This window comes from Azospirillum sp., from assembly GCF_050789165.1.
On the sequence record NZ_JBOZRT010000028.1, the window covers coordinates 33,228 to 50,022 of the forward strand.

Here is a 16,795-nt window from a genome sequence, read left to right on the forward strand (position 1 = left end):
TCGACCAGTTTCAGCCGGCGCTGCATCCGCATCCGCCGCCTCCATGGCAATCGTGCGCGTCGCCCGCGTGGTGTTCCGTCTCCTGCGCCAGGAAGCGGTTGGCGAGGGCGAACAGCAGGTCGCGGCTGCCGCGGTAGCCGATGCTGACCGTCAGCCCGGCGCCCAGGCGGTCGAACTGCGGCAGGCCCATGCGGAACAGCTCCACCCCGGCCCGCGCCGCCCCCTGGCGGCCGTGCGAGTTCGAGATGATCAGGTCGCAGCCCTCGGCCAGCGCCTCGGCGTCGGCGTGATCGCCGACCAGGACGGTGCCGGCGCGCAGCTTCTCCAGCACCGGCGCCTGGGTCGGCGATACCGCGCCGACCACCTGCACGCCGAGGTCGGCCAGGAAGCCGGTGACCGCGTGCAGCAGGTCGGGCTCCAGCGCCACCACCACGCGCTTGCGCGCGGTGTAGAAGTGCCCGTCGAGCATGGCGTCGACCAGGCTCTCGCGCTGGCGGCGCAGGCGGGCGGGAACCGGGCGGCCGGAGATCTCGGCCAGCGCCTTGACGAAGCGGTCGCTCACTTCCAGCCCGGTCAGCCGGTCGAAGAACAGCGAGCGCACGTCGGTCTTCAGCTCCAGCGCCGCGGCGGCGGTGCGCATCTGCTCGCCCAGCACCAGCGTCGCTTCCGACTGGCCCATGGCGCGGACCTGGTCGATGGTGGTGCCGCCCAGCGAGGTCGGGGTGAAGTCGTCGGGCTGGCGGCCGGACATGGACAGCGACAGGTCGGGCAGGATGATCGGCGTCAGGCCGAAGCTCTCGACGATGTCGCGGATCTCCTCGACGTCGCCCGGCGTCAGGTGGCAGCCGGCCAGGATGTTGACCTGACCCTTCACCTTGGAGCGCGAGGGCTCGGCGAACGCCTCGACGATGCCGGTGACCGCGGCGGCGAAGCCGTCCTCGAAGCCGCCGGCGAAGTCCGGCGTGTTGACGAACACCAGATTCAGGTGCGCGAGGGTCGGGTTGCGCTGGCGGAAGGTGGCGAGGTGGCCGGCCAAGTCCTCGCCCTTGGTCTCCGTGACGCCGGTGGTGGCGACGCCGATCAGGGCGGGCTTCATGCGCTCGTCGATGGTCTTGAGCGCCTCTTCCAGGTTCTCGTAGCCGCCGAGGATGGTCGAGACCTGATCCATCGCGGTGGTCTGCAGCGGGATCGCTTCGCGGAAGTGCCGCACCAACAGCACGAGGCCGAAGGCGGTGCAGCCCTGGCTGCCGTGGAACAGCGGCAGCGAGCGGTCCATGCCCAGGAAGGCGAGCGCGGCGCCGATCGGCTGGCTCATCTTCAGCGGGTTGGTGGCGACGGACTTGGTGGCGGTGGGGAAGCGCTGGATGTGGCCCATGACGTTACGCCTCCTGGAATGTGGACGCGTGAAGGGACGTGAGCCCCCTCCCTAACCCTCCCCCGCTGCGCGGGAGAGGGAACTCCGCCGCATCGTCGGCAGACCCCCTCCACCGCAACGCGGGGGAGGGATGGGGAGGGGGCAAAAGCGACGTCGCCATGCTCAGACCTCCCACGGCGCGGGCGCGCGCACCTGCCGCCAGATCGGGCTGGAGAGCGTCTTGTCGATCTCCTCGCACAGCGTGATGATGCCGTCGTAGCCGGCGTAGGGGTGGTGCCGCTCCTGGTTGATGTCGAGCCAGGGGACCTTGGCCTTCAGCGAGATGAACTGGCTGCGCCCGCCGGACAGCATGATGTCCGCCTCGCTTTCGCGCAGCATGCGGTACATCTCGCGCGGCTTCAGGTCGTCCCACATGTGGAACTCCTGACCCTTCTTCTTGCGGATGCGCTCCTTGTCCTCGGCGGTCGACTTCTTGGTCGAGGTGCCGACGATGGTGAGGCCGGCCTCCTCCAGCGCCGTGACCATCGACCAGCTCTTGACGCCGCCGGTGAAGAGCAGCACCCGCTTGCCGTCGAAGCGCGGGCGGTAGGCCTGCAGGCGGCGCTGGGCACGGGCCTCCTCGCGGGCGATGACGCCTTCGGCACGGTCCATCAGGTCGGGGTCGGCGCCGCGCTCGACCAGCATGCGGGTCATGGTGCGCAGGGTGTCGGTCATGTCCGACACGCCGTAGAAGGAGCCCTCGAAATAGGGGATCCCCCAGCGCTCCTGCATCTTGCGGCCGACGTTCACCAGCGCTTGCGAGCACACCACCATGGTGACGCGGGCGCGGTGGGCGCGGGCGACCTCGTGGTACTTGGCGTCGCCGGAGATGTTGGAGAGCAGGCGGATACCGATCTCCTCCAGCAGCGGCTTCACCTGCCACAACTCGCCGGCGAGGTTGTACTCGCTGATCACGCAGACGTCGGTGGGGGTGGTGAAGGCCGGCTCCTGCGTGCCGATGACGTGGTCGAGCAGCGTCTCGCCGGCCAGCTTGTTACCGAGGTTCTTCGACCCGACGAAGCCCGGCACGTTCACCGGGATCACCGGAACGCCCAGCTTGGCGGCGGCGTGCTTGCACACCGCCTCGACGTCATCGCCGATCATGGCGGGGACGCAGGTCTGGTAGACGAAGACGGCCGGCGGCTTGTGCTGCTGCACGACCTCCTTGATCGCCTTGTAGAGCTTCTTCTCGCCGCCGTGGATGATGTCCAGTTCGGACAGGTCGGTGGTCAGGCCGGTGCGGTAGAGCTGCGAGTGCGAGGAGCGCGTGCCGCGGTTGTCCCACGAGTTGCCCAGGCAGGCGATCGGCCCGTGCACGAGGTGCGCGGCGTCGGCGATCGGCTGCAGCGCGATCATCGCGCCGTCGTAGGCGCAGCCGCCAGCCGCGGCGCCGGGCTTCAGCGCCTTGGAGCAGCCCTTCTTGCGCTCCTTGTCGGACTTCGCCTGGTTGGTCGTGCAACCGGGTTCGTTGAAGACGTCCTGGACCTTGTCGGCGACGGACATGCAGGCCTCCTCGCTACGGGCGGAGAGGGATTTGCACGGCCTGTGCCAGAGGCTAATCGTTTGATTTTATTGCAGTGACGCGCGCGCAGCGGATGTCCGGAAGCTGACAATCGCCGATCCTTGTCGGATGTCGCACACGGCCGGCATACGCCCATTGTTTTCGGGGGGCGCACTGTTCGGGCCGGCTTCCAGTCCAAAGCTCATTTCCGAACGGCCACGGGAGGACAACATGGCGACATACGGCAGCCGCTCGTCCGGAGCGGCGTCCTGGGACCACCGAGCCGGCGCCGGCTGGCAGGACGCGGCGCTGCTCGTCGCCCGCGTGATGCTCGGCGCGATCTTCGTTCAAAGCGGCTTCGGCAAGCTGACCAACCTCGCAGGCTTCACCGAAGGGCTGGCGAAGATGGGGGTGCCCGTGCCCTCCGTGGCGGGACTGGTCGGGGCCTGCGTCGAGTTCTTCGGCGGGCTGGCCATCGTGCTGGGCGCGTGGACGTGGCTGGCGGCGATCCTGGTGGCCGGCTTCACGGTCGTCGCGACGTTCCTCGCCCACCGCTTCTGGGATGCGCCGCCCGAGCAGCGGATGATGCAGAACATCCAGTTCATGAAGAACGTGGCGATCGTCGGCGGCCTGCTGGCGCTGCTGGCCGCCGGGGCCGGGCGCTACAGCGTGGACGGCCTCCGCCGGCGGCGGGAGTGGTGATGGCGCGGGGCCGTTCCAAAAAACAACCGGCCCCCGTGGATGGACGGGGGCCGGCCGTTTTCGTCACGATCCTCTGAGGCGGATCAGCGGACCAGGTCGAACGAGATGTCCGTCACGCCGACGACGCTCGTGTTGGCGTCCATGTCCTCGAAGATGCGGTCGAGGATGCGGACCAGCACGTTCAGCGCGCCCTGGTAGCCCCAGGTCGGGTAACGGTGGTGGTGGTGCCGATCGAAGATCGGGTAGGTCAGGCGGATGAGCGGGATCTTGGTGTCGCGCTCCAGGTACTTGCCGTAGCTGTTGCCGATGACGTAGTCCACCGGCTCGTTGAACAGCAGCGAGCGCAGGTGCCAGAGGTCCTTGCCGCCGTAGGCCTTCGACGCGGTGCCGAAGGGCGAGCCCTCGACCGCCTTGGCGACCTGCTTCTCCCACTTCTTCGAGCCGGAGGTGGACAGGATGTGCACCGGCTCCGCACCCAGCTCCAGCAGGAAGCGCGTCATGCCCAGGCAGAAGTCCGGGTCGCCGTAGACGGCGAAGCGCTTGCCGTGCAGGTGGGCGTGGCTGTCGGCGATGGCGTCCACCAGACGGCCGCGCTCCAGCTTCAGGCTGTCCGGGATCGCCTTGCCGCTCAGCTCGGCGAGCTTCAGCAGCAGGTCGTCGGTGGCCGTCACGCCCAGCGGGTAGTTGAACTTGGCGACTTCCTGGCCCTTCTCCTTGACGAACTGAAGGGTCTGGTTGGTGTTGTACTCCTGCATGGAGATGGTGGCCTTGGCGTGGAGGGCCTGCTTGGTGGCCTCCAGCGTGGTGCCGCCGTCGTACATGCGGTACTCGCCGTCGCCTGGGGTGTCGAACACGTCCGAGACGTCCGAGAGGATCGTCACGTCGATGCCGAACTGGGCGGCGATGCGCTTCAGCTCGCGGTTGTTGCCGACCGCGTAGCCGTCGAAGCCCGGGATGATGTTGATCGCCTGGGTCTTCTCGACGCTGTAGTCCTCGGCCTTGTCCCAGAAGTAGGACAGGATGCCCTTCATCATGTTGTCGTAGCCGACGATGTGGCTGCCGACGAACGACGGGGTGTGGGCGTACGGGACCGGGAACTCCTGCGGCACGCTCTCCTTGTTCTTGGCGTTGGTGATGAAGCCGCCAAGATCGTCGCCGATGACTTCCGCCATGCAGGTGGTCATCACGGCGATCATCTTCGGCTTGTACAGCGCGTAGGCGTTGGCCAGACCGTCGATCATGTTGTTGAGGCCGCCGAACACCGCCGCGTCTTCCGTCATCGACGAGGAGACCGCGTTGTTCGGCTCCTTGAAGTGGCGGGTGAGGTGCGTGCGGAAGTAGGCGACGCAACCCTGCGAACCGTGCACGAAGGGCAGCGTGCCCTCGAAGCCCTGCGCCGCGTACATCGCCCCGATCGGCTGGCAGGCCTTCGTCGGGTTGATGGTGATGGCTTCGCGGGCGAAGTTCTTCTCCAGGTACTCCTTGGACTTGGTCCATTCGGAGACCTCGGCGACCTTCTCGTCCGAGTGACCGAACTCGAAGTCCTTCTTCTTCCGCTCGAACAGCGCCTGGTACTCGGGCTGGTGGAACAGCGTGAAGTGGTCCAGGACCTTGTCAGCGCTCTGAGACATGTTCGTGTACTCCTGTGTCCGTGCCGCGGTTACCAGGGAGCCTTCTGGAGGCCCCAGACCGGGTTGCTGATCGCCATGTCCATGTCCCGCGCGAAGATCGCGAAACCGTCATAGCCGTGGTACGGACCCGAGTAGTCCCAGCTGTGGAGCTGCCGGAACGGCAGGCCCATCTTCTGGAAGACGTACTTCTCCTTGATGCCCGAGCCGACGAGGTCGGGGCGGATCTCCTCGACGAACTTCTCCAGCTCGTAGGCCGTGACGTCGTCGTAGATCAGCGTGCCTTCCTTCACGTAGTGCGTCGTGCGCTGATAGTCGTCGTTGTGCGCGAATTCATAGCCCGTGCCGACGATCTCCATGCCGAGGTCGGTGTAGGCGTCGGCCACGTGGCGCGGGCGCAGGCCGCCGACGTACAGCATGACCTTCTTGCCTTCCAGGCGCGGCTGGTACTTGGCGATCACCGCATCGACCATCGGCTGGTACTTGGCGATGACGGCCTCGGCCTTCTCCTGGATCGTGTGGTCGAAGAGCGCGGCGATCTTGCGCAGCGATGCGGCGATCTGCGACGGACCGAAGAAGTTATATTCCATCCAAGGAATGTTGTACTTCTCTTCCATGTGGCGCGCGATGTAGTTCATCGAGCGGTAGCAGTGGATGAGATTGACCTTGGCCTTCGGGGTGTTCTCCAGTTCGGCCAGCGTGCCGTCGCCCGACCACTGGGCGATCACGCGCAGGCCGATCTCCTCGAGCAGGATGCGCGACGCCCAGGCGTCGCCGCCGATGTTGTAGTCGCCGATCACGGTGACGTCGTACGGGGTCGAGACGAACTCGGCCTTCGGCTCGGTCTTCTCGAACACCCAGTCGCGGATGACGTCGTTGGCGATGTGGTGGCCCAGGGACTGGGACACGCCGCGGAAGCCCTCGCAGCGGGCCGGGATGACCGGCTTGCCGATTTCCGCGGCCTTGGCGCGCGACACCGCCTCGATGTCGTCGCCGATCAGGCCGATCGGGCACTCGGACTGGACGGAGATGCCATTGGCGAGCGGGAACAGCTCGTTGATCTCCTCGATCGCCTTGTGCAGCTTCTTGTCGCCGCCGAAGACGATGTCCTTCTCCTGGAAGTCGGTGGTGAAGTGCATGGTGCCGAAGGCATCCACGCCGGTGTCGCCGATGTAGTAGTTGCGGCGGCCGGACCAGGAATAGTAGCCGCAGCCCACCGGGCCGTGCGAGATGTGGATCATGTCCTTGATCGGGCCCCACACCACGCCCTTCGACCCGGCGTAGGCGCAGCCGCGGATGGTCATGACGCCCGGGATGGACTTGATGTTCGACTTGACGCCGCAGTCCTTCGCCTCGGCCTCAAGCACGTTGATGTGCTTCTGGCGGCGCTTGCGCGACTTCTCGGGATAGGCTTCCAGGACCTTCTCGACGATACCCTTGACGTCGATGTCCGTGTTCACTGCCAAGCTCATAGCCGGCCTCCTGCTCGTGTGCTTCATCGCGCCCTGCGGCGCGGGGACCGGCCCCCTCTCTCCCGCCACCACGTGCGCGGGGGCGGGCTGGGGAGGGGGCCAGTTGAGGATGCCGAGATCAGGCGCCGGCAGCGGCGGCCTTGGCGGCTTCCTTGGCCTCGAGCTCGGCGAGAGCCTGCTCGTCGGACTTCATGATGCCGAAGTCCATGAGCATCTCTTCCAGCTCTTCCATGCTGATCGGGGTCGGGATGACGCCCTGGCCCTTGTTCAGGTGGATCTTGTTGGCGAGCTGGCGGTACTCGTCGGCCTGCTTGCTGTCCGGCGCGTACTCGATCACCGTCATGCGGCGCAGCTCGGCGTGCTGCACAATGTTGTCGCGCGGCACGAAGTGGATCAGCTTGGTGCCCAGGCGCTTGGCCAGGGCGTCGGCCAGATCGACCTCCTTGTCCGTCTGACGCTCGTTGCAGATCAGGCCGCCCAGGCGCACGCCGCCGGAGTTTGCGTACTTCAGGATGCCCTTGGAGATGTTGTTGGCGGCGTACAGCGCCATCATCTCGCCGGACATGACGATGTAGATCTCCTGGGCCTTGTTCTCGCGGATCGGCATCGCGAAGCCGCCGCACACCACGTCGCCCAGCACGTCGTAGGACACGTAGTCCACGTCCTCGTACGCGCCGTTCTCCTCGAGGAAGTTGATGGCGGTGATGACGCCGCGGCCGGCGCAGCCGACACCCGGCTCCGGACCGCCGGACTCGACGCACTTGATGTTCTTGTAGCCGATCTTGACGACGTCCTCGAGCTCCAGGTCCTCGACCGAGCCGGCCTCGGCCGCGAGGTGCAGAACGGTGTCCTGCGCCTTGGCGTGCAGGATCAGGCGGGTCGAGTCCGCCTTCGGGTCGCAGCCGACGATCAGGATCTTCTGCTCAAGCTCGACGAGAGCGGCGAGCGTGTTCTGCGAGGTCGTGGACTTGCCGATGCCACCCTTGCCGTAGAAGGCGATCTGGCGCAGACCGGGCTTCGTCATGTTGGTCGCTCCTTTGCGTTGTTCCGTCGCGGCGCCTTTGCCGCTGCCGATCGGGTATTTGCAGGGAGCGTGCCAAGTGCATCACATGAGGTTAAAGCGCTGATCCGTAGAGGTTATTCAGGTTTGTCGGTTTCGTGTTGAGGGCTGCGGGATCTGTGAGATACACGACAAACCCTTATTTTTTGTCCGGTCTATGTCGCCTTAAAAACAGGACGGAATTAGTCCGCTCTCGCGGGGCGGGAGAGGGACTTTTACCCCACCGCCAGCCGCATCGCGGCGATGCGCACCTCCAGCGCCTCCTGGACATGCCGGCGGTTCATATCGGTCAGCAGGTCGGCGACCGCCTCGGCGCGCTCGATGCGGCGGCGGGTGACGGCGGGGTCCAGCCCGCTGCCCAGCGTGTCGGTCAGCCACTCGCCGGCGCGGCGCGCCAGCATGGCGCTCTGCAGGACGAGGTAGTCGCCCAGTTCGTCCAGCGCTGCCGGGCGGCGGCTGTGGTCGGTGCCGAGGCGGGCGCAGAAGCGGTGCAGCCACTTGATCTTGCGGACCATGGCGGCGAACAGCAGGCTGTCCAGCTCGTCGTTGGGCAGCGCCTTGCCGACCAGCACGACCAGCACCTGGGCCAGCCGCGTCGCGGACTCGACATAGGTGTCGAGCGCCACCTCGTCGGCGACCTTGACGAAGGGGGTCTCCTCCTCCTCCTGGCCCTCCAGCGCGTCGAGGATCCGCAGTGCCACCACGATCAGGCTGTCCACCGCGCCGATCACCTGCAGGCTGCCGTGCAGCGCGATCAGGTCGTGGTTGCCGACATAGGCGTTCAGCGTGTTGGCGGCGTGGCGCAGCGCCAGGCGCGCCACCCGACGCGACTGGTAGGCGACCTCGCCCAACGCCGCGCCGCGCGCCCCCAGCGTCTCCAGCACCAGACGCAACGCCTCCAGCCGCAGCAGTGTGTGCGACAGCAGGGTGACGCCGCGCGCGGTGCCGGCCGGCGTTTCGGCGGACGCGACCTGCTGCACCATGGCGCGGCTCGCCTCCTCCACGGCGCCGATCACCGCGGTGGCGTGCTGGCGTCCGCCGCCGCGCAGCGCCGCGATGAGGGTGCGCATCGCCGCCGCCACGTCGACGATGCTGGGCAGGCCCTCGTCGTCCTCCGGCGTGTCGCCGTCGGCAGGGGCGGGCGTGATCAGGCGGTCGATCAGGTGGTCGCGGCAGGCCGGCAGCAGCACGTCGAGCAGCATCGGCGCCGCCTGCCGCATCGCCAGCTCGTGCTGGCGCGCCGGCGGCAGCCCGTCCAGGCCGGCCAGCGGGTTGCTGCCGTCGGCGTGGAACAGCCGGCGGCGGTACGGCGTCAGCAGAGTGAGCAGCACCGCCGCCCGCTCCGGCGTCTGCTGCTCGGCCAGATGGTCGGCGACCTTGACGGCGTCCGCGGCCTCGCGCGTGCCGCGGATCCGGCGCGGCGCCGCGCGGCGCGGCGCACCGTCGGTCCGTTTGCCGTCCTCGCGCTGTCGTATGCCGTCCATCGTATTCCGGCCAAGTCCTTCTGCGCCGTTTTTCCAGGCGTGTTCTTGCCACACCGCTGCGGGGATTATGAGGAGCCGGGGAGGGCGCGGCAAACGGAATCTGATTAACCTTTCGCTAATCTTTTCTCATCTTGCGGAAGTGCCGCGAAGACGTTTCCAAATTCGAAGTGGCCCGCGGTTTGCAAATTCTCCCGCCGGACGAGCAGCGGGGTGCGCGGGGCATGGCGGACGGCGTGGACGAGGCAACGGGAGCAGAGACCGGCACCGGTGCGCCGCTGGCGCTGCGCGGCCACCGCACCAACATGGTCGGCATCCCGGCGGATGTGATCGCCACCGCGGCCTTCAACGAGCAGCCGCGGGCGCTGCGCATCCACGGCACGCGCGGCATGCACGCGGCGCTGTTCGAGGCGCTGGACGAGGTGCCGACGGCCGAGGCGGCGGCCGAGGTGTTCCAGAGCTATATCGCACGGACCTTCGACCTCAACCCGGACTTCTCCGGGTCCGAGGGCGCGGACGGCCGGCGGCGCTACCGCGCCAGCTACCTGCGCCTGCTGAAGGGCTGGATGTTCGACAGCAACAACGCCGAGGGCGCGGTGCTCAAGGGCTGGGCAGAAAGCCGCTTCGGTTTGCTGCCCACCTACCACAAGGAGCCGATCCGGCGCTTCGCCTCGGAGGCGTGGAACCGCTATGGCGAGGAGAAATTCTCGACGCGCTTCCACAACAACAACATCAACCTGCAAATAGACCTGCTGTACGAATACTGCCAATGGTGGATCCGCCGCGGCTGGCCGGACTCACCGATGCCGGCCTGGGCGCGGGCGGTGAAGTTGTGCCGCGGGGTCAACGACTTCGACGAGCACCACGTCGTCGAGCGCCCGGACAGGCGCACCGCGGTGCTGCGGCTGAACAACCTGTGCTCCTTTTCCATCGACCGCGACATCGCCGGCCAGTTCGGCGACTACATTCTGGAGGCCTGGGTGCCCGTGGTGAAGATCGTGTTCTTCCGCGACATTCTGCCGCATTATCCCTTCAAGGGCGAGGGCGAGTACTTGGTGGTTGGCGGCGACTACCGGGTGGGAGTGTCGCTGTTATGACACAAGGCCCGACACTGCGCTCGCGCGCCCTGGGCGCCTATCTCGGCCTCGCCTGCGGCGACGCGCTGGGCGCCACCGTCGAGTTCCTGACAAAGTCGGAGATCGCCAGCCAGCACGGCGTGCACAAGCACATCAAGGGCGGCGGCTGGCTGAAGCTGAGGCCCGGCCAAGTCACCGACGACACGCAGATGAGCTTGCACCTCGGCCGCGCCATCCTGTCCGGCTCCGCCTGGGACGCGCGCCGCGTCGCCGAGGAGTTCGCGACCTGGCTGAAGGGCAAGCCGATCGATGTCGGGGACACGACGCGCCGCGGCATCCGCCGCTACATCATGCACGGCACGCTGAGCGAGCCGCCGGCCGAGTACCACGCCGGCAATGGTGCCGCCATGCGCAACCTGCCGGTGGTGCTGGCGACGCTGGGCGACGACGGGGCGTTCCGCACCTGGACGCTGGAGCAGGCGCACATCACCCACGCCAACCCGCTGGCCGACGCGGCGATCCTGTCGCTGGGCATGATGGTGCGCCGGCTGGTCCTGGGCGGCGGCGTCAAGGACGTGCGCGACGAGGCCAACGCGCTGGTCGCCCAGCACCGGCAGTTCAAGTTCATGCCGTACCGCGGACTGTCCACCGCCTACATCGTCGATACCGTGCAGACCGTGCTGCACCACTACTTCCAGACCGACACCGTCGAATCCTGCATCGTCGAGACCGTCAACCAGGGCGGCGACGCCGACACCACCGGCGCCATCGCCGGTATGCTGGCCGGCGCCACCTACGGGGTCGAGCAGATCCCGTCGCGCTGGCTGAAGAAGCTCGACCTCGCGGTTCAGGAGGAGATCGCCCACCAGACCGACGCGCTGCTGGCGCGCTCGCCGTTCTGCAAAAACCGGGGGAACGTCCATGGCTGAAGTCGTCTTCTACGAAAAGCCCGGCTGCGCCGGCAACGCGCGGCAGAAGAAGCTGCTGGAGGAGGCCGGGCACCGGCTGATCGTCCGCGATCTGCTGAGCACGGTGTGGACCGACCAGACGCTGCGCCCCTTCTTCGGCGCGCGGCCGGTGGCCGAATGGTTCAACCGCTCCGCTCCGGCGGTGAAGTCGGGGGCGGTGGACCCCGACGCGCTGGGCGAGGACGAGGCGCTGGCCCTGCTGCTCGCCGACCCGCTGCTGATCCGCCGCCCGCTGATGCGCGTCGGCGACCAGAGCGTCTGCGGTTTCGACGCCGACATGGTCGACGACTGGATCGGGTTGGCGCGTAGGCCGGCGGGCGACATCGAGGGCTGTCCGAAACCCGGCATGGCGCCCTGTCCGGTTCCCCTCAGGGGGTGACGGCACCATAGGGTTCGTCGTACGTTGGGCTCGCGTCAACGACACGAACCCAACGGCAGGCGACACCATGTGCGAACTCCTGGGCATGAGCGCCAACGTGCCCACGGATATCTGCTTCAGCTTCGCCGGGCTGATGAACCGCGGCGGCCGCACCGGGCCGCACCGCGACGGCTGGGGCATCGCCTTCTACGAGGGCAAGGGCTGCCGCACCTTCCACGACCCCGCGCCGAGCTGCGAGTCCGAGATCGCCCGGCTGCTGCGCGAGTACCCCATCAAGTCCTGCGTGGTGATCTCGCACATCCGCCGCGCCAACCGCGGCCGGGTGGCGCTGGAGAACACCCACCCCTACACCCGCGAGCTGTGGGGCCGCGTCTGGACCTTCGCGCACAACGGCCAGCTCAAGGGCATCAAGAGGTTCCCGCTGTCCTTCTACCGCCCGGTCGGCACCACGGACAGCGAGCACGCCTTCTGCTGGCTGCTCGGCCGCATCCGCGAGGCATTCCCGGAGCCGCCGAAGCGCGCGTCGGCGCTGTCGGCGCTGGTGCGCGAGCTGGCGGGGGAGCTGAACGGGCTGGGCGTGTTCAACATGCTGCTGTCGGACGGCGGGCACCTGTGGTGCCACTGCTCCACCAACCTGGCGTGGCTGACCCGCAAGGCGCCGTTCGGTCCGGCGACCCTGCTGGACGAGGACATGACGGTGGACTTCGAGAAGGAGACGACGCCCAACGACGTCGTCACCGTGATCGCCACCCGGCCGCTGACCCGCGACGAGGCGTGGACCGTGATGAAGCCGGGGGAGATGGTGGTGTTCCGCGATGGGGTGAGGGTGGGGTAGGTGCTCGCTTCGGGCCCCCCTCCCAGCCTCCCCCCACTTCGCGGGGGGAGGAGTAAAAGCCCTCCCCCGCGAAGTGGGGGAGGGTTTGCGTGGGGACCCGGTGCGGTGGCTCACCCCGCCGCCGCGCCCAGCCGCGCCACCGCCTCACCCAGCGGCAGATCGACCCGCGCGATGTTGTGCAGTTCCAGGAAACGCGCCTCGTTCTTCGACAGCGCGCCCTCGATCACCGCCCAGTGCCGGTCGGAGGAGCGCTTGGCGATCTGCCGGGCGAAGGTGCGCTGGATCTCCGCGTCGAAGCGGCAGCCGAGGTAGAGGAAGTGCTTGGCCGTCCGGCGCTGCTGCACCACCGGCGGGATCGGCGACTGGATGTCGATCTCGGTCAGCACCTCGACGAAGTCGGAATCCGAGATCAGGTAGTTGCCGGCCGGCGACACGCTGCCCGACGGCTTGTAGAGGATGGTCTGCCAGCCGGCGGCGGCCTCGGCCCTGACCTCGCTGCCGTCCGGTGCGTAGTGCCTGACCCACTCGCCGGTCGACTGCGGGTGCGACAGGCCCTGGATCTGCCCCCAGGTGCGCTCGGCCCGGTCGGACAGCAGCGCCTCCAGGACGCCGTCGTACCAGACGTCGACGATCAGCTCCGGCGCCGGCAGCGTCGCCAGCCACGCGTGGACCGGGGTGGGAGCGACCTCGGCGCGGAAGATCTCGGTGAGGATGGATTCCAGCGTCTTGCGGTGCCGGCGGCTCTCGATGTACTGCGCGACCGCCGTCAGGTTGGAACGGATGCGGCCCGGGGCCGCCACCTTGGCGTTCAGGCGCTGCACCAGCTCCTCCGAGTTGCGCGGGATCGGGCAGTCCGGCAGCAACGCGAAGCAGCCCGGGCCGACGTAGGGGACGACCGTGCGCGCCTGGAGTGCTGCGGCGATGTCGGCGAGGGCGTCGGCGGTGGTCGTGGTCATCGTTCCCATTTTCCCCCTTTGACGTCATCCCCGCCTTCGCGGGGATGACGGCTGAAAAAGTGTCCGGCACAGGATCAATAGATCGCAGCACCCGCGCCGGTGTTGACGGTGGCGTCCTTCAGCGTGTCGACCATGAAGGCGATCTGGTCGGCGGTGATGCTCCGGTGCAGCGGCAGCGCCAGCGCGCGGTCGGCGGTCTTCTGGCAGACCGGGCAGTCGGCCCGGCTGTAGCCGCGCTCGGCATAGTATTGCTGGCTGTACAGCGGCTGGCCGTAGTCGGACGCCTCGATGTCGTGCTGGTCGAGGTCCTCCAGGATCGCCTTGCGGCCGCTGGCGGTGAAGCGGGTGCCCAGGTGCACGGCGTACACCATGGGGTGCACCGTCTCCGCCCCCGGCCCCTTGTAGGGCGGCTTGATGCCCTCGAACGACGCCATGGCGGCCTCGTACAGGGCGACCACGGCGGCGCGGCGCTCCAGGATTTCCGGCAGGCGTTCCAGCTGCACGAGGCCGAGCGCGGCGTTCAGGTTGCTCATCCCGGCCTGCCAGGGCAGGCGGCGGGTGATGCCGACGGTGTAGCGGTGCTCCGCCTCGCGGGTGCGCAGGTAGCGCAGTTCGTGCGCCAGCGCCCCGTCGTCGGTGACCACCATGCCGCCGCCGCCGGCCAGCAGCACGCCGGGCTCCGAGAAGTCGAAGATCGAGCAGGCGCCGAAGCTGCCCACCGGACGGCCCTTGTAGGTGGAGCCGATGGCCTCGCTGGAATCCTCGATGAGGATCAGGCCGTGTTTGGCGGCGAGCGCGGTCAGCTCGTCCCAGTGCGCCGGGTGGCCGTTGACGTTGCCGGCGACGATGGCCCTGCTGGCGGGCGTGACCTTGGCCGCCGCCTTCTCCGGGTTCAGCGTGTGCTGCCAGTAGTCGATGTCGACGAACACCGGCGTCGCGCCCGACAAGGCCACCGCCTGCTGCACCTGATGCCAGCCGTAGGGGGAGCACAGCACCTCGTCGCCCGGCCCGATGCCGTGGGCGCGCAGCGCCAGCAGCAGGGCCAGCGTGCCGCTCGCCACCGCCACCGCGTGCGCGCGGCCGACGGAGGCGGCGAAGGCGCGCTCGAACGCCTCAATCATCCGGCCGTCGTTGAGCGGGCCGGCCGTGAGAACCTTGCCGAGCACCGCCACCTCGGCGGCGGAGATGTCGGGATTGACAAGCGGGATGAAGCCGGTGTCCTGGGAACCGTCTGGCATGCGGCTACTCCTCGTCGTGCTCGGCGATGACGACGCCGGTGGCGCTCTCCGGCTTTTCGGTGATGGTCCAGCAGTGGCCGGAGCCGTCCACCAGGAAGAGGTCGAAGCGCGCCTCCTCGCGGTACGGGTCCTCGGCCATGATGGAGGCGAAGGTGCCGGTGACCGACAGGCCCGGGCTGGCCTCCTTGACCGCCTGCACCACCGCCTTCATCGGTTGCCCGGCGGCGAAGCCGCGGCTGGCGATGGCGACCACCTCCTCGATGCGCTCCGACGACAGGGCCATGGCGTCACTCCGATCCCAGCTTCTTGGCGTCGACGGTGATGGGGAGGCGGGTGTCCGGCGGCAGGTCCGGCAGTTCCAGCGTCCAGCCGTTGGCGATCTTCGCCCAGCCGCCCCACAGAGTCGGCTTCTCCATGGCGACGATCGGCTCTTCCAGGTCCTTCTTGGCGACGTAGATCGTGTACTGCTCGCCGGACTTGCGGACCATCACCTTCATCGGACGCACTCCTGTTCGTGTTCGTTGTCGTTATGCGGCGGCGCGGGCGAGCAGCGGCGGCAGGGCGGCCAGCACCGCCTCCACCTCCGCCGCCGCCGTCTCGCGGCCCAGGGAAAAGCGCAGGGAGGCCGCCGCCTCCGCCGCCGACAGGCCCATGGCCGTCAGCACATGGCTCGGCTTGGCGCCGCCGGCCGCGCAGGCGGCGCCCATGGAGACCTGGATCCCGGCGGCGTCCAGGCGCATCAGCAGCTCCTCGGCGTCCATCGGGCGCCCGTCCGGGCCGGCGAAGCGGATGTTGGTGGTGTTGGGCAGGCGCTCGGCGGCGGCGCCGTTGACGCGGCTGCCGGGCCAGCGCTCCAGGATGCCGCGCTCCAGCGCGTTGCGCAGCACCGCCATGGACGCCGGCGCGCAGGCGGCGATCGCCTGCTGGGCCAGCAGGGCGGCGACGCCGAAGCCGACGATGGCCGGCACGTTCTCGGTGCCGCCGCGCCGGCCGCGCTCCTGGCTGCCGTGCAGCAGCGGTGCCAGCGGCGTGCCCTTGCGGGCGTACAGCGCGGCGGCGCCCTTCGGCCCGTGCAGCTTGTGGGCGGACAGCGTCAGCAGATCGACGCCGGCCGCGACCACGTCCACCGGCACCCGCCCGGCGGCCTGCACCGCGTCGGTGTGGAACAGCGCGCCGCGCGCCTGGGCGATGTCGGCGGCCGGCGCCACCGGCATCAGCACGCCGGTCTCGTTGTTCGCCCACATCATGGAGACCAGGGCGGTGGTGCCGTCCACCACCGCGCGCAGGTCGTTTAGCGACACCCGCCCGGCGCCGTCCACCGGCAGCACGCTGACCCGCCAGCCCTGGCGCTCCAGGTCGGCGAACAGCAGCAGGCTGGCCGGGTGCTCGACCGCCGTGGTGACGACGTGGCTGCGCGCCGGGTCGCCCTCGGCGACGGCGCGCAGCGTGCCGAGGATCGCCAGATGGTTCGCCTCGGTGGCCGAGGCGGTGAAGACGATCTCCGCAGCCTTGGCCCCGACCAGCCCCGCCACCGCGCCGCGCGCTTCCCCCACCGCCTGCTTTGCCGCCATGCCGGCCGCATGCGGGCTGGACGGGTTGGCGAAGCGGGGGCCGAGGAAGGGCAGCATCGCCTCCAGCGCCTCGGGCGCCAGCGGCGTGGTGGCGTTGTGGTCGAGGTAGGCCATCAGCCCATCACCCCCGGTTTCGGCAGGCGCGTCGCGTGGGTGGCGGCCAGCTCCTCCTCCAGGCAGCCGACCAGCACGCCGCCGGGGAATTCCACGAGGTAGACCGGCACCGGCGGCTCGCCGGCGTGGCCGACGCGGACGACCTCGCCCGGCGTGCCCTTCGGGGCGAGGAGCGCGCCCTCCGCCGCGTGCGGATGGCTGCCGTCGTTGTAGAGGTCCGCGGCGGCGGTGATGCGCATGCCCCAGTCGAAGACCGGCTCGCGCGGCGGCAGGAAGGCGGGCGTGGCGGCTTCGGTCATGGCGGGCTCTCCGTTCACGTGGTGCGGCAAGGTGCTGAAACGTCCTCTTTTCCCGTCATCCCCGCGAAGGCGAGGATGACGGCCAAATGACTGGACCCATT

At 68.7% G+C, this 16,795-nt stretch carries 17 protein-coding genes; 5 read left to right on the plus strand and 12 right to left on the minus strand.

Going from position 1 to position 16,795, the window contains the following annotated elements; genetic code table 11:
• Nucleotides 1–10: 10 nt before the first annotated feature.
• Together nifN and nifE are read right to left on the minus strand one after the other, a co-directional pair.
• A complete protein-coding gene (nifN, locus tag ACRWK7_RS05175; protein WP_431855129.1) occupies nucleotides 11–1,375 on the minus strand; it encodes a nitrogenase iron-molybdenum cofactor biosynthesis protein NifN in 1,365 nt (454 codons plus the stop codon).
• 162 nt (nucleotides 1,376–1,537) lie between these two features.
• A complete protein-coding gene (gene nifE, locus ACRWK7_RS05180) occupies nucleotides 1,538–2,917 on the minus strand; it encodes a nitrogenase iron-molybdenum cofactor biosynthesis protein NifE (protein WP_431855130.1) in 1,380 nt (459 codons plus the stop codon).
• A gap of 229 nt (nucleotides 2,918–3,146) precedes the next feature.
• On the opposite strand from nifE, the gene ACRWK7_RS05185 reads away from it, so the two are divergent.
• Nucleotides 3,147–3,617: a DoxX family protein gene (locus ACRWK7_RS05185; RefSeq protein WP_431855131.1), complete on the plus strand. Its 471-nt coding sequence runs from the start codon at nucleotides 3,147–3,149 to the stop codon at nucleotides 3,615–3,617.
• A gap of 83 nt (nucleotides 3,618–3,700) precedes the next feature.
• On the opposite strand, the gene nifK is transcribed toward ACRWK7_RS05185, so the two are convergent.
• The 4 genes from nifK to ACRWK7_RS05205 form a co-directional block, all read right to left on the minus strand.
• On the minus strand, nucleotides 3,701–5,248 hold the full coding sequence (nifK, locus tag ACRWK7_RS05190) for a nitrogenase molybdenum-iron protein subunit beta (RefSeq protein ID WP_431855132.1): 1,548 nt from the start codon (nucleotides 5,246–5,248) through the stop codon (nucleotides 3,701–3,703).
• A 29-nt stretch (nucleotides 5,249–5,277) separates the two neighbouring features.
• Nucleotides 5,278–6,717 (minus strand): nitrogenase molybdenum-iron protein alpha chain, encoded by a 1,440-nt coding sequence (nifD, locus tag ACRWK7_RS05195; protein WP_431855133.1) that lies wholly within the window; start codon nucleotides 6,715–6,717, stop codon nucleotides 5,278–5,280.
• A 118-nt stretch (nucleotides 6,718–6,835) separates the two neighbouring features.
• On the minus strand, nucleotides 6,836–7,741 hold the full coding sequence (gene nifH, locus ACRWK7_RS05200; RefSeq protein ID WP_431855134.1) for a nitrogenase iron protein: 906 nt from the start codon (nucleotides 7,739–7,741) through the stop codon (nucleotides 6,836–6,838).
• Between the two features lie 251 nt (nucleotides 7,742–7,992).
• Nucleotides 7,993–9,261: a hypothetical protein gene (locus tag ACRWK7_RS05205; RefSeq protein WP_431855135.1), complete on the minus strand. Its 1,269-nt coding sequence runs from the start codon at nucleotides 9,259–9,261 to the stop codon at nucleotides 7,993–7,995.
• Between the two features lie 221 nt (nucleotides 9,262–9,482).
• Here ACRWK7_RS05205 and ACRWK7_RS05210 point away from each other — a divergent pair, with 221 nt between their 5' ends.
• The 4 genes from ACRWK7_RS05210 (at nucleotide 9,483) to ACRWK7_RS05225 (ending at nucleotide 12,516) form a co-directional block, all read left to right on the plus strand.
• Entirely contained in the window at nucleotides 9,483–10,355 is an 873-nt protein-coding gene (locus ACRWK7_RS05210) for an NAD(+)--dinitrogen-reductase ADP-D-ribosyltransferase (protein ID WP_431855136.1), read from the plus strand.
• On the plus strand, nucleotides 10,352–11,263 hold the full coding sequence (gene draG / locus ACRWK7_RS05215; protein ID WP_431855137.1) for an ADP-ribosyl-[dinitrogen reductase] hydrolase: 912 nt from the start codon (nucleotides 10,352–10,354) through the stop codon (nucleotides 11,261–11,263). The genes ACRWK7_RS05210 and draG overlap by 4 nt, the downstream gene beginning before the upstream one ends.
• Nucleotides 11,256–11,681: an ArsC/Spx/MgsR family protein gene (locus ACRWK7_RS05220; RefSeq protein WP_431855138.1), complete on the plus strand. Its 426-nt coding sequence runs from the start codon at nucleotides 11,256–11,258 to the stop codon at nucleotides 11,679–11,681. The genes draG and ACRWK7_RS05220 overlap by 8 nt, the downstream gene beginning before the upstream one ends.
• 67 nt (nucleotides 11,682–11,748) lie before the next feature.
• Entirely contained in the window at nucleotides 11,749–12,516 is a 768-nt protein-coding gene (locus ACRWK7_RS05225) for a class II glutamine amidotransferase (RefSeq protein ID WP_431855139.1), read from the plus strand.
• Nucleotides 12,517–12,626: 110 nt separating this feature from the next.
• On the opposite strand, the gene ACRWK7_RS05230 is transcribed toward ACRWK7_RS05225, so the two are convergent.
• From ACRWK7_RS05230 to ACRWK7_RS05255, 6 genes are all read right to left on the minus strand, one after another.
• Nucleotides 12,627–13,472 (minus strand): SIR2 family protein, encoded by an 846-nt coding sequence (locus tag ACRWK7_RS05230; RefSeq protein ID WP_431855140.1) that lies wholly within the window; start codon nucleotides 13,470–13,472, stop codon nucleotides 12,627–12,629.
• 74 nt (nucleotides 13,473–13,546) lie between these two features.
• Nucleotides 13,547–14,710, minus strand: a complete 1,164-nt coding sequence (locus ACRWK7_RS05235) for a DegT/DnrJ/EryC1/StrS family aminotransferase (RefSeq protein ID WP_431855141.1) — start codon at nucleotides 14,708–14,710, stop codon at nucleotides 13,547–13,549.
• 4 nt (nucleotides 14,711–14,714) lie between these two features.
• Nucleotides 14,715–14,993: a hypothetical protein gene (locus tag ACRWK7_RS05240; RefSeq protein ID WP_431855142.1), complete on the minus strand. Its 279-nt coding sequence runs from the start codon at nucleotides 14,991–14,993 to the stop codon at nucleotides 14,715–14,717.
• 4 nt (nucleotides 14,994–14,997) lie between these two features.
• Nucleotides 14,998–15,207: a putative nitrogen fixation protein NifT gene (gene nifT, locus ACRWK7_RS05245; RefSeq protein ID WP_431855143.1), complete on the minus strand. Its 210-nt coding sequence runs from the start codon at nucleotides 15,205–15,207 to the stop codon at nucleotides 14,998–15,000.
• A gap of 30 nt (nucleotides 15,208–15,237) precedes the next feature.
• Nucleotides 15,238–16,395: a cysteine desulfurase family protein gene (locus tag ACRWK7_RS05250; RefSeq protein ID WP_431855144.1), complete on the minus strand. Its 1,158-nt coding sequence runs from the start codon at nucleotides 16,393–16,395 to the stop codon at nucleotides 15,238–15,240.
• Complete coding sequence (locus tag ACRWK7_RS05255) at nucleotides 16,395–16,694, minus strand: nitrogen fixation protein NifZ (protein WP_431855145.1); 300 nt, start codon at nucleotides 16,692–16,694, stop codon at nucleotides 16,395–16,397. The genes ACRWK7_RS05250 and ACRWK7_RS05255 overlap by 1 nt, the downstream gene beginning before the upstream one ends.
• Nucleotides 16,695–16,795: the final 101 nt, after the last annotated feature.